Source organism: Occallatibacter sp., from assembly GCF_049802275.1.
GTDB lineage: Bacteria > Acidobacteriota > Terriglobia > Terriglobales > Acidobacteriaceae > Telmatobacter.
In genome coordinates this window covers 1-12,566 of sequence record NZ_JBARMD010000311.1, presented here as the reverse complement: position 1 = coordinate 12,566, position 12,566 = coordinate 1, and the positions used below count along the sequence as shown (strand labels likewise).

12 protein-coding genes are annotated in these 12,566 nt (G+C 57.5%); 4 read left to right on the top strand and 8 right to left on the bottom strand.

Annotation, left to right across the window (positions count from 1 at the left end):
* Positions 1 to 1,442 (top strand): AMP-binding protein (locus WA354_RS10855; RefSeq protein WP_472813028.1); only part of this gene is annotated, 1,442 nt, incomplete at its 5' end.
* A gap of 250 nt (positions 1,443 to 1,692) precedes the next feature.
* Positions 1,693 to 2,448 (top strand): general stress protein, encoded by a 756-nt coding sequence (locus WA354_RS10850; RefSeq protein ID WP_472813027.1) that lies wholly within the window; start codon positions 1,693 to 1,695, stop codon positions 2,446 to 2,448.
* Between the two features lie 167 nt (positions 2,449 to 2,615).
* Here the strand turns inward: WA354_RS10850 and WA354_RS10845 are convergent, their stop codons facing one another.
* On the bottom strand, positions 2,616 to 3,386 hold the full coding sequence (locus WA354_RS10845; protein ID WP_472813026.1) for a dolichyl-phosphate beta-glucosyltransferase: 771 nt from the start codon (positions 3,384 to 3,386) through the stop codon (positions 2,616 to 2,618).
* Positions 3,387 to 3,600: 214 nt separating this feature from the next.
* Here WA354_RS10845 and WA354_RS10840 point away from each other — a divergent pair, with 214 nt between their 5' ends.
* Positions 3,601 to 3,900, top strand: a complete 300-nt coding sequence (locus WA354_RS10840; protein ID WP_472813025.1) for an integration host factor subunit beta — start codon at positions 3,601 to 3,603, stop codon at positions 3,898 to 3,900.
* Between the two features lie 237 nt (positions 3,901 to 4,137).
* On the opposite strand, the gene WA354_RS10835 is transcribed toward WA354_RS10840, so the two are convergent.
* Together WA354_RS10835 and pal are read right to left on the bottom strand one after the other, a co-directional pair.
* Positions 4,138 to 4,707, bottom strand: coding sequence for a hypothetical protein (locus tag WA354_RS10835; protein ID WP_472813024.1), 570 nt, complete (start codon positions 4,705 to 4,707; stop codon positions 4,138 to 4,140).
* A gap of 122 nt (positions 4,708 to 4,829) precedes the next feature.
* Positions 4,830 to 5,567 carry a peptidoglycan-associated lipoprotein Pal gene (gene pal / locus WA354_RS10830; RefSeq protein ID WP_472813023.1) on the bottom strand — a complete coding sequence of 246 codons (738 nt, stop codon included), beginning with the start codon at positions 5,565 to 5,567 and terminating at the stop codon, positions 4,830 to 4,832.
* 418 nt (positions 5,568 to 5,985) lie between these two features.
* On the opposite strand from pal, the gene WA354_RS10825 reads away from it, so the two are divergent.
* A complete protein-coding gene (locus WA354_RS10825; RefSeq protein WP_472813022.1) occupies positions 5,986 to 6,642 on the top strand; it encodes a Crp/Fnr family transcriptional regulator in 657 nt (218 codons plus the stop codon).
* 19 nt (positions 6,643 to 6,661) lie between these two features.
* Here WA354_RS10825 and pgeF read toward each other — a convergent pair whose 3' ends face one another.
* The 5 genes from pgeF to WA354_RS10800 all read right to left on the bottom strand — a co-directional run.
* A complete protein-coding gene (pgeF, locus tag WA354_RS10820; protein ID WP_472813021.1) occupies positions 6,662 to 7,741 on the bottom strand; it encodes a peptidoglycan editing factor PgeF in 1,080 nt (359 codons plus the stop codon).
* 378 nt (positions 7,742 to 8,119) lie between these two features.
* Positions 8,120 to 9,418, bottom strand: a complete 1,299-nt coding sequence (locus WA354_RS10815; protein WP_472813020.1) for an FG-GAP repeat domain-containing protein — start codon at positions 9,416 to 9,418, stop codon at positions 8,120 to 8,122.
* Between the two features lie 232 nt (positions 9,419 to 9,650).
* Entirely contained in the window at positions 9,651 to 10,136 is a 486-nt protein-coding gene (locus WA354_RS10810; RefSeq protein WP_472813019.1) for an MmcQ/YjbR family DNA-binding protein, read from the bottom strand.
* 242 nt (positions 10,137 to 10,378) lie between these two features.
* Entirely contained in the window at positions 10,379 to 10,879 is a 501-nt protein-coding gene (locus WA354_RS10805; RefSeq protein ID WP_472813018.1) for a DUF3291 domain-containing protein, read from the bottom strand.
* A 40-nt stretch (positions 10,880 to 10,919) separates the two neighbouring features.
* Positions 10,920 to 12,566, bottom strand: a 1,647-nt coding sequence (locus WA354_RS10800; RefSeq protein ID WP_472813017.1) for a M3 family metallopeptidase, incomplete at its 5' end; no start/stop codon positions are given.

Below are 12,566 nucleotides of genomic sequence, written 5' to 3'. Positions count from 1 at the left end.
GACTATGGTCGCTCGGCATCCGGCGCGGCGACCGCGTCGGCCTCTGGTCCACCAACTGCATCGAGTGGGTGATGCTGCACATGGGCTGCGCGCGTGCAGGAGCGGCGCTGGTCAACATCAACCCCGCGTATCGTTCCCACGAGTTGCAGTACACCCTCACGCGCTCGCGGATGAAAGCGCTGTTTCTCTGGCATCAGGACAAGCGCGGAAATTACCAAGAAGTCCTGGAGCGCGCCTGCCACGGTCTGAAACTCGAGTTGCAGCACATCATCTACTTCGATTCGCCACAATGGCCAGCCCTGCTGGAGTCCGCGGGACAATCGCCCGATCACGTATCGGTCAACGACGTCGCCAACATCCAGTACACCAGCGGCACAACTGGCATGCCCAAGGGCGTAATGCTCACCCACCATAACGTGGTCAACAACGGCCAGTATCTCGCCCAGGGATTTCACTATAGCGAGATGGACAGCATCGTCGTGCCGGTTCCGCTCTTCCACTGCTATGGCTGCGTCATCGGAACCATGAGCGCACTCAATTCCGGCGCAGCCCTCATCCTTCCCAACTGGACCTTCGACGCCCGCGCAACTCTACAGGCCGTTCACGACGAAAGAGCAACATCCGTCTATGGCGTACCGGCAATGTATGTCGCCGAGTTCGGATTGCCCGACTTCTCCACCTTCGACTTCACCAGCCTGCGCACCGGCATGATGAGCGGCGCTCCCTGTCCTGTCGAACTGATGAAGCGGGTCCTGAACGAGATGCACATCGGCGAACTCGTCATCGCCTACGGCCAGACTGAAACCTCGCCCGTCGTTACCATGAGCGACGCTGGCGACACGCTCGAGATCCGCGTCAACACCGTGGGCCGCGCGATGCCGCAAACCGAGATCCAGGTGATCTCAACCACCGATGGCGCCAGGCTGCCGATTGGCATGCAGGGCGAAATCTGCGTTCGAGGCTATGCGGTGATGAAAGGCTACGATGGCGACCCCGTCGGTACGGCGAACGTGGTAAAGCCCGACGGCTGGCTGCACACTGGCGATCTCGGCGTCATGCGCGAAGACGGATGCCTCCACATCACCGGCCGTTCCCGCGACGTAATCATCCGCGGCGGCGAAAACATCTATCCCCGCGAAGTGGAAGAGTTCCTCTACACACATCCCAAGGTCGGCGAGGTGCAGGTAGTTGGATTGCCCGACGCCCGTCTCGGCGAGATCGTCGTGGCCTGGATTCGTCTGCGGCCTAGCGTTGAAGCTAGCGAAACCGAGATCCGGGAGTGGTGCAAGGGCCAGATTGCGTACTACAAAATCCCCGAGCATGTGCGCTTCGTCGACGAATTCCCCGCAACGCTCTCAGGCAAGATTCAGAAGTACAAGATTCGCGAATTCGAGATCGAAGCCCGTGGATTGCAGGCAGAGGCAACCACCGCGACCGCCTGATTACCAACGGATGAAAGCAGCATGGCTTGTCGAGAACCGCACCTGCTGATGCCGCAACCGCAACGAGACTTAAAACCGGCGGCAATCCACAATTGATTTTGACCGCGCGGAAAACCATCCGTATCCGGCACCCATCCTAAGACTTCAGCAAGACCCAAACCGCGAGATTTGAGAGCAGTCGGACAGCGCTCTTCCTCGGCGCTGTTACCCGGATCCGTACGTTCTTGTTCCCCAACCCCAAGAGGTATTTATGATTCAGACAGAATTCTCTACCCCCGCCCTCGCCGCCTATTTTGAGAACAGCAGCGATGCCCGAAAGGCAGTCGATGACCTGCAGAAGGCAGGCTTCACATCCGCCCACCTCGGCATTGCGCACCACGGTTCCTATACCGGAACCTCCTCAACGTTCGGCAACACTACCGTTTACGAAACCGACGACAAGGAGCCCTCGACGTGGGACAAGATCAAGTCATGGTTCACGGGTAAGGAGGCTGAAGTTCGCGAGGAAGAGCGCGCGCCCGGCGACGTTGCCAATCGCGAACTTGCTCCGGCCACCACCGGACAATTCGACGATGGGTACGACGACAACCTGGACCTGCAAGGTTCATTCGCAGCAATGAATATTCCCGATGATCGGGCTCGTTACTTCGCGCATCGTTTCCGGCGCGGGAAGGACGCCGCCGTCGTAACCGTCCAGGCCGGAGATCGCGCAGCCGAAGCAGAATCGATCCTGGCCCGGCACAATGCCGATCTTGGCGAAAACGCCGCGAGCTACGAGTATTCGGTTGAAGACGAAGCGTACACCGGCGATGATCTTCGCGAAGGGAGCCGGAATGACGCACCCCGTAACGTGCAGTTGCTGGGTGTGTTGCGGGTACAAACAATCCGCGTAATTCCCGACGACGAATCGCTTGGAAAGAAGGACGCGGCACGCGACCTATCAGGCGACATCAATCGCGAAAGCATCGATGCAGGGGAGGCGAGGCGGCGAGAGCGATCCGCATAGCTTGTGCACCACGCGCAGAGTTGGCGCCGCGGCGGTTATTCCGGAAATCATGGCGGTGAGGTCCACGCGATACCGGAGCGTGACCTCGCACGCCGCCGGAGTGCCACCTGAATTCTGAATCGGGAAAAGACAAGAAAAACTACTTTCGCGCGACCGGGCCAGTGTGGCTAGCGCGTCTCCCCTGTGCGCAGAATGGCTTCAGTATGTTTGCTGTACCGGCCCGTCAGCGCGTTCCACCGCACGATCGCGAGTTCCTTCAGCATCTGCAGCCCGTCGCGCAGATAGCTCATCCGGCTGCGCTCGTCATGAGCCCAGCTCACCGGCACCTCGACCACACGAAATCCCCGCTTGATGGCAATAAACAGAATTTCCGGATCGAAACCCCAGCGCTCGATGGTCTGAAGCTGGAAAACCGTGTGCGCCGCCGCCCGCGTAAAAGCCTTGAATCCACACTGCGTATCGGCGAAGGGCAACTGCATCACCATCCGGCAAACTGCATTGAAACAACGGCCGAAAACCTGGCGGTACAAGGGCTGGCGGTGGGTCTGCCGCCCGCTCTCCAGCCAGCGCGAACCGATGGCAATATCGGCGCCATTGGCGATGGCCGCAAACAGGCGGCTGGCCTCATCCATAGGCGCCGAAAGATCGGCATCCGTAAACATGACAATGTCGCCCTGTGCATTCAGGATTCCGGCCCGTACACTATAGCCTTTGCCGCGATTTCCGGGGTTTTCAAGCAGCCGGACCTCGGGGGCCCTAAGCGCAAAATCGCGCACAAGTTGCGCGGTAGAGTCGGTGGAACCATCGTTGACCACGATGACCTCCGCCGGCCACTGGTTGGCGCGGATCGCAGCGACTACGGATTCAAGCGTCGCCGGAATCCGGGCGCTCTCGTTGAACGCCGGAATGACGATACTGTACTTGGGATACTCCGCCAACGTTCTGCTCCTTCCCTTCTCGATGACACGGCAGCGGGGGAAGACTCAGGACATCATACCGCCTCGCGGTCGATGCGGGGCCGGTGCAGGCAAAGAAATTGCCAGGTGAAGCCTCAAGCTGATGATTGAGGAATGGGTATTTCACAGAAGAATTGGTTTTTTCTTAACTCCATGTGGCGAATGCGTTTATCCTGTGGTACGGAGGCCAGAGGACATGACTAAGGCAGATCTGGTGGAAAAGGTCACTCGCCTGGGCGACCTGACGCGCCGCGATGGCGAAGTCATCGTGGAGACGGTTTTTGATTCGGTGATTTCCGCATTGCAGAGCGGCGACAAGATCGAGATTCGCGGCTTTGGTTCCTTCCGCATCCGCCAGCGCAATCCCCGCATTGGCCGCAACCCCAAGACAGGAGAGCGCGTAGAGGTCCCCGCCAAACGCGTGCCATACTTCAAGCCATCGAAAGAACTTCGCGACCTCGTGAATCCCGGAGAAGCAGCCGCGACAGCCTCATAGATAAGGCTTGAAAGCCCGTTGCGTACCGCACGATTCGCGAGGCGCAAAGCTGCAGGCATTTCTCGTCGCATGAGAGAGCGCTTCGCGCGATCATACCTTCCAGGGAAAGCCGCAACCCTTTGGGGTCGCGGCTTTTCACCGCTTAAGACACTGAAAGTGCGGGCGAATAACTGGCAGCGGAAAGACAATTCCTTCTCGCTGATTCTTCGCTCGCCAGTTCAAGACTGCGTCTCCGGCTCACATCGCCCGGACAAACAGCGCTGTTGGGGCGCCATTCACCGTGGTGGCCACCACTCTCACCTGATCGTCCTTTTCAGGTTGATATTTGATTCCATTGACAACACCGAGGTCCGTTTCTGCCACGGTGTCGGCGGCAATCTTGAATGACTTGACCAACCCCGATTTGGTTTTGATCGAGAGAAGATGCTCTCGACCATCGAGCCTCACGACGGTTCCAATATCGTTCGTAAACGGCCCGGAACCGAGATTTCGCAGTGCCAAGGCCGTGCGCACGTCGCCGTCCCCGAAATAAAAAACGATCACATATGCCCCCGCGCCTTTGAAGGTGTCAACGTTACTGGTGTCGGTGCGGAGCTTCTTATCGAAATCTACTTTCAGTTTGGGGTTCGTCAGGTCTTTGAATAGGCCTTCGGAACCGTTGTCTGTGAAGATCGTGATGGTCTTGCTTGCAGGGTCAATGGAACGTACCGTCCCTGTAAGGGCATGCACGACCTCTTGAGCCGTCGCTGACACAGCGAATGGCAAGATGCATCCGACGAGAATAAGAGTCTTCAGTGAATCTCTCACGGTAAGTGTCCTCCCATATTTTCAGGCTGCTGGCAGCCGCAACCTGAGGATGAAGTTCCAGCCTTGGCGCAGCCTTTCGCGAAGCGAACAAACATTAAGATGACCTGGATACGTTCCAGGTCCTAGCGATCAAGTCCGAAACCGTCGCGCCGATTCTGTTCCCAGCAGGCTTCTGTTGAATCGGTACAGAAAGGTCTCTCCTTTCCGTAGCTGATAACTCGGATGCGGCTGGCGGCAATCCCGGCGTTGACGAGCGCATTCTTGGCCGAACTGGCCCGGTCCTGGCCTAATGCAAGGTTATATTCATTTGAACCGCGCTCATCGCAATAGCCACCGATGAGAATCTTCACGTTTGGATGGCTCGCAAAATACGAAACGTCGTGAGAAATCGTAGCCTGTGCATCGCCGCGCAGATCATATTTGTCGTAATCGAAGAAGATGTCCTGGACATTGGCCTTGAACTCCTCTTCGGCGCTCATTGTGTTTGCAGGTGCGGCCGCCGCCGGAGGAGCGCTCACGGTTACGCGTACCGATGCATCAGCCGAGCCCCCTGCACCTCTAGCGACTAAATGATAGGTAGTGGAAGTGGTTGGGGTCACAGTCTTCACGCCCGAGGTGGGCACATCTCCCAACCCCTCGATTGACGCCGTGTTTGCATCAGTGGATCGCCAGGTCAATACAGTCTGCCCACCGGCACTTAACTCGGTGGGAGCGGCGCTAATCTGCGCTGTTGGGGCAGGCGCCGCCACAGGAGGAGCAGTTGCGGCCGCTGGTGGAGGCGTTTTCTTCTTGCAACCCGCAATTGCAACCAAGGCGACTAGCAGTACAACAGGAATCAGAATCCGATTACGTCGATCCAATGGATTTCTCCTTCAGTGAATGTATGAACATCCTCGTGGCAATGCCAATTTTCGCAGCATCCTGAAATGGATACCGCGATGCAGGCACGCGCCGACAGGCCGGAAGGTCCGGCCTAAGTGCTTCAGAAAATGCTGTGGTTGACGGTCGACACTTTCTTTTCATAGGAGAGAGCACACTCTGCCCGCGGGTCCGTCTGCCTCAATCCGGACTACAAGAGAGACTTCGGAACTATAAACATTCTGGAATAAGAGGTTGATCGACAGGTGTTCCTTTTGGGACAGGACTCCGCACTCAGCCGGCACGCCTCACTCGTTTGGTTTTTCAGGCATGTTCCCTATAATGGACGAAATAATAGACAAACTCGTGTATCTTCATCGCTTTGTTGGGCGACACATCGCTGAGGTTTGGACTCCGCCAATGGCAAGAGATAGCGAGACTCGGTTTGATGTTGACGAATTTCTGGCCAGCGCCGGGCCCGGGCGAAAGATCGTCCAGTTAAAAAGAGCGGAAGCCTTCTTCTCCCAGGGCGACGCGGCTGACTGTGTCTTCTACCTTCACAAAGGTCGCGTCAAGATCTCCGTCGCGTCCGCAGCCGGAAAGGAAGCGACAATTCGACTTGTTTCGGCGGGCGACTTTTTCGGCGAGAAGGCGATGGCCGCCGAGCCGGGTCAGCGGCTAACGACCGCAACAGCGATGACAGCGTGCACTGCGCTGAGAATCTCCAGGCCGGAGTTTCTTCGTGTCATGCGCGAGGAGCAGTCCTTTTCATATCTCTTCTCCTCTTTCCTTCTCGCGTGCAGCTTGAGAACCCAGGCCGACTTGATCGATCAACTCTTTAATCCCGCCGAAAAGAGGCTGGCGCGCGTCCTGTTGCTTTTGGCCGAGTATAGCCAGCCGGGAGAAGCGGATACGCTGATTCAGCCGATCTCGCAGGAAGCTCTCGCGAACATGATCGGGAGTACACGCCCTCGTGTGAACGCCTTCATGAGTCGCTTTCGCAAGCTGGGATTCATTGAATACAACACGCGCATCCGCGTTCATAAATCATTGCTGAATGTGTTCCTGCGCGATTAGCAGTTTCGAATTGCATGAGCTACCGGGATGCCTTTCCCCGAATCCCAATCACGCTCATCATGCGCCCTGCATGGCCCTGCGATGCGCGGTGCGAAAAGAACAGGTTCGTGTGGCAACTCGTGCATCCGCCCGTAACACTGATCGCTGAAGCCTTCAACCCTGCATCGAGAAGCTGCCTGCGATTCGCCTCAATCAGGTCCAGATGCCGCGCCGGGCCGATCAGCGAATGACCCGGAGCCCGCTGCGTAAGGAACAGCATCGGATATCTCTTGCGAATCGGATCAGAGTCGTAGACCTCGCGAAACAACTCGCATGCATAGCTGAACTGCGATTCGAATTCCGAGATCACTTCTTCTCCAACGGCATAGCAACACTGCCCCACCCCCGGCCCGATGGCCGCGATCAGATCTTCGGGGCGAGAGCCAAACTCAAGCCGCATTTTCCCGATGCCCAGTTCGACGATCCGCTTTACTGTCCCTCGCCAACCCGCGTGGAACGCTGCAACAACGCGGCGCTTTCGGTCCGCGACCAGAATCGGAATGCAGTCAGCCGTCTGAATCGCAACCAGCAACCCGGGCTCCGCAGTGATCACCCCGTCAGCCTTCCACGGGCGCTCGCGGTTCGCATCGCCAGCGACGGCAGTCCTGACAAGGTTCGAGTGAAACTGCCGCAGAGTCACAAGGGGCGTCGTTTTATCGCCGGTCACAGCTTCCACCAGCAGTCGGCGATTCCGCACAACAACCTCGCGATCGTCAGCCGCGGTAAAACCGAGATTCAATTCGCCTGGCGCATTTTCCCCGCAGTAAGCCCGGCTCACGCCGCCCAGCCGCGTGCTGAATCCGTGCCAGAGCCAGCTGCCGATCGTCTTCCGATCGCGCCACCCAGGTATCTGAAGAAGCCCGACACCGTCTTCAGACAAGGCTGGAACCGGCGCAGGAAGGGCAAGTTCCTCCTTCGCGGCCGCATTCTGACGCATCTTGCGCAGCCGGCTCGTAATACCGGGCCCAGATTTGCGACGGGTACGAACCAGCCCCCCAATCTTGAAAAGATCGTCGATGGTTTGCAGGTTTTTATCGGATTCAACGGGTGGGGAAGGCACAGACCGCTTCACAAATTGATTGTAGCGGGATCCCTGATCACGCCGAAAAGTGAAAGGGCCCACCTTCCGGTGGGCCCGCTCGAGAGGCTATTTTATTGGGAGGGAGGTCCTGAAGGGGTCGAGAGAAGGGGGTCTTGATCAGACCCTCAAAAGGAGTAGTTACCTTTCTTGGAAGGGTCAAATTCGGGGAAAGCCTCTGCTTATTACCTAGTCAGATGCAGCAAGAACCAAAACGTTGCCCTTCCTGCGCAAATTTATTCAAAAAGACTCATTTATCTGTGGAAATCTCCGGCATAACTTCCGCCGCTTCGTAAATTCTCCGATCCTGAGCCGAAACCGGCCCGGAAATACCGGAACAAATCTTTGGCTTTCAGAAGTTTACTTACCCGGAGGCTTCGGCGCCTCCTCCTGTTTCACTTGCGGCCCTTCACCTGGGAATGGCCAGTTTTTGTCTAAAAGGAGTTCCTTCTCTCGCTGCTCCTTGGGAACCTTGTTGATCTGCAGATTCTCAAGGAAGTGGACCCCGGTCTTCCCGGCTACCACGATATCGATGTCGCCGTCCTTATCCAGATCCTCGGTCACAAATTGCGTTCCGGCCCCGGCTGTCCCATTCACACTAATGGGATAGCGGCTGAACGAGCCAGTCTTCCGATCGATCTTGTAGTAGTAAATAACCAGCGGATCGTACGATCCCGGATCGTTCCCGTTATGTCCGCGATACCGCTTCCCTGCCAGTAGTTCCGGTTCGCCGTCGCCATCAAGATCCACCAGTTTGAGCGCATGCACCTGCGAGAAGGACTCATCGATCGCGCGCCGCACCCAATGGCGATTGTCTCCCTCACCGATTTGCTCGAGCCAGTAGAGTCCGTAGCTGTGCCCCTGCCCGTAAATCACGTCCATCTTGCCGTCGTTGTTCACGTCGTACCCGATGATTGGAAATCCCGCGTCGCCCATCTGCCAGTCCGGATGCCACTCCCAATCATTCTTGTTGGCGTCAACCTGCTTGAGCCATCCATTCGGCGTGAGTATGTCAGCCAGGCCGTCGCCATCAATATCCGCGACGCCCACCCCGTGTCCATCCTGCTCCGCTCCGCCCGCATGATGCACCTTCGGCTCGGGTCCGGCAAAGTCAATCCAGATAATTCCGGAGTGGTTGTAGTGGGCGAATACAAGATCGGGAACGCCATCCCCGTTGATGTCGGCCATCACCCCACCCTCGGTGTCGTAGCTGTCGGTGATGAAATGTTTCTTCCATTCCGCACCGGGCTTCTTGGGATTCTCGTACCACCAGATGCCATTGGTCTGCCAGCCTGCGGTCACCACGTCGGGTGCCCCATCATGATTTACGTCGATGGTCCATTCGCCGCAATCGGCAACAAACTCGCCCAGTGTGCCGGCTTCGCGGTATTGATGCCGCTTCCAGTCGCCGCCGCTGGGTCCCGGATTCTCATACCAGTACGCGCCGCTCAGAATGTCGAGGTAGCCATCTCCATTCATATCCAGCGTGGTCACGCCTTCCGCGTGATCCGTCCCCAGGCGATGCGCGAGAAACGTAACCTGCGCCAGCCCGCCAGGACCAGCGCCGGCTGTGGTCTTGCGTTCCGATTGCGGCAGGGCCGTAGTGGCAAGCGACACAAGGAGAACAGCGAGAAATGCGAATCGCACTTTGAGTGTCATGGCAAGGACCTTTCGATTACCTGCACCAACTTCGGCTGCCCCGGCTGAATGGAATTAATCTCGCACGCCATTCTCAATCGCGAAGGGTCCCGCATGCAAGCCGGTCGCAAGTATGCCTCGCTTCACACTGATTTGGAAATTTGATCTCGAGGATCGTTACGGAACCAGAGGCCGACCGGGTCCAGCCTTGTCAGAAAGGCGGCCACGCTCCAGTCTGCCTGGGAAGATTGTTTCAGTCATTCAATCCATAACGGCTCTTTACGCTCTCCAGCATCTCGGGGGTCGTGAGACGCGCGCGGATCTCAGCTTTGCGGCGCTTGTCCATCATAATGACTTCCGGATTTCTGGTAGCGGCCGCGCTTCGCTTTCTCGCCGCATTCAGGGCACCCTGGCGGGCATTCTGGTTCTTCTCGATGCGGAGTTTCCAGGCGCAGCGCAATGCTCCGGCAAGAATATCCTCGCTTACGAGGGCGAGACGCACATGGGTCGCGCCGTTGCGTCCCCAGGTGCCGGCAACGGGAAGAAAGATCTCCGGTTGATCCGCCAGGAAGGCCGCCTGCTGCTCCGGATTCAGCATCAGATTGCCGTAACCGTGTCTCTCCGCGGCAAGCGTCGCAAAGATCCGGCCGCCCACACGAAAATCCGCTGCCCCCATGTGCGAACCTTCTTCCGCACCATCAAAGCTGAGGGCAATCCGACGAAAATCAGGTGAAGTCAAAGCAAGCCACTCCTCTACAGTTCTCTCTATTTTTCGATTGCGGGGGCCTTTGGAGACGGTGTTTAAGTGCGCGAACTAAGAATTGCTTCCGGTACAAACATCGCCCAATTTGTAACTTAATCGCTCAGCCTTTTTCCGGCATGTACGATTAGATGCTGGATTTTGGCACTGAGAGGCTCAACGAGCATTCAAATGCTCTGGTAAGGGTGATGAACATAGCTTGACATCATGGGACGTGCGACTTACAAGACAGAACAAGGCCGGAATGACGCCCAGTCAATCGTGTCCTGAAAATCTTCGCTCGGAGGAACCACCGATTGGAATGTGAATGCAAATTCAGTCGGCCCATGCGTCTCAAGATGCTCCAGCCGCCTCTTCGCCTCATCAACACTTGGAATGTGTCCCGACGGCACCCACCAAAGTGCGGTGTACACTCCCGCAAGCTTTTCAAACCACGCATGCCGGTCACGAAGCAATTCCACATGCAGCGTCTTGTAAACGAAATGACGGAGTTGTTCCGCCGTCTCCCACACTGACATGTTCAGCAGCATCCGGGGATCTCCAAATGGCCGCAGATACGTCGCATTGCCGTTCTCCACAATCAGCCGCCACACAAATCCCGGGCTCGCATCGGCGAGGGCATTGATTTCCTCGAGCCGATTCACAAACCCCGCCATCACGGGATCAGCCAGTTCCGCAAGAATCCGCCCGATGTTCACCTGCGCAATCTGGTATCTATTCACCGGGCCTCCTTCTCCGCGCGGATCCTTTATTCCCTCGTCCCTAGTCCCTATTCCCTATTCCCTGCTCTTCGAACTCCTCATTCAGCCACTTCGAAAACGCGGAAAATTCCTCATCCCGCCCCAGAAAATCGCGAACCATCTGCCGCCCCGGCTTCGATCCGCCTTGTTCCAGTACCAGCTTGCGATAACGTGCTCCCGCGTCGCAGCCCAGCGGATCGGCCGGATCGAACTGCCCAAAGAAGTCCAGTGCAATCACCTTGTCGAATGCATATGTGTAGTAGTTCGACGAATAGCCGGTAAGGTGCCCGAAGCTCGCATACATGCGATTGCCCTCGAGCCACGTCCATGGAACCAGCGATGTGTAAAGCCGCTTCGTAATCTCATCAAAGTCAATCTGCGCAGGATCCTGATCGTGTAGATCGAGCGAAAGCGTCGTGTAATAGAGTTGCGTGCGTGTCCAGTCGGCGCGGCCAAACGCACCAGCCGTTTTCATCTTGCGAATGGTCTCCGCCGGAAGCACCTCGCCCGTCTCATAGTGCTTTGCGAAATTCTGCAGCAGCTTTTCGTCGCGGAAAAATTCTTCCAGCATCTGCGACGGCACTTCAATAAAGTCACCCTCCGTCGAGAAACCCGAAACGCCCGCCCACTCCGTCTGCCCCCCAAGGATCGCGTGCATCAGGTGCCCAAACTCGTGGAAGTATGTCACCACGTCGCTGTACTGCAACAGTCCTGGATCGTCCGCGTCTCCCGCGGGGAAGTTGCAGATCAACGCGGCCTCCGGCATGTAGCGCCCGCGAACTCCGGCCACAATCGGAGCGGCGGAGAACCACTTGTCCTTCCCCTCCCGCGGATGCATGTCGAGATAGAAACGCCCCACCTGGATGCCCTCTTCAAGCACATCGAAGACGCTTACCGCCGGGTGCCATGCAGGCGCCGTCGATTTGCGGAACTCAATCTTGAACAGCTTGGCCGCGGTCTCCAGAACACCCGCTTCCACCTGCTTGTACGGGAAGTAGGGCCGCACTGACTGCGAATCGAAATCAAATGCCGCCCTCCGAAACTGTTCGTACCAGTAGCCGCGGCTCGTGATATCGATTGCCTTCAAATCGGGCTGTTTGCTCCGCACAAATTCCAACACCTGCTCGTGCTCGCGAACGGCTCCTTCACGGCTCGCTTCTTCCAGTTTCGCCAGAAACGTCCGCACATTCGCGGCCGAGCCCATCATCTGGTCCGCCGTCGCTAAGTCAGCCCAACTGCGAAATCCAAGCACAGAAGCAATCTCCTGCCGCGTCGAAAGCAGGTCGAGCAGGATCTGCTTGTTCGCTGGATAGGCGCGCGTGTTGTATGCCAGAAACATCCGCTCGCGCAGACCGCCATTCGCGGCAAACGTCATCACCGGCTGCATGTCCGGCTGATCCGTAGTCAGCGTAACTTGCCCGTTCGCGTCTGGCTGATGCCGCCCCAGGTAATCCGGCGGCAGCCCATCCAGTTCCGCCTGCGTTGCGACGATCGTCTTCGCGCCTTCCTGGATGTTGCGGCTGAATTCGAGCGACGCCATGGTCGCCTTCTCGTGCAGCGCCTGAATCTTGTCGCGCGTCTCCTTGTCCTTGTCGACGCCCGCCAGCCGATAGCCCAGCAGCGTACGCTCCACAAAGTGACGAGTCGCCGGGCTCGCGTCCGTCAGGTC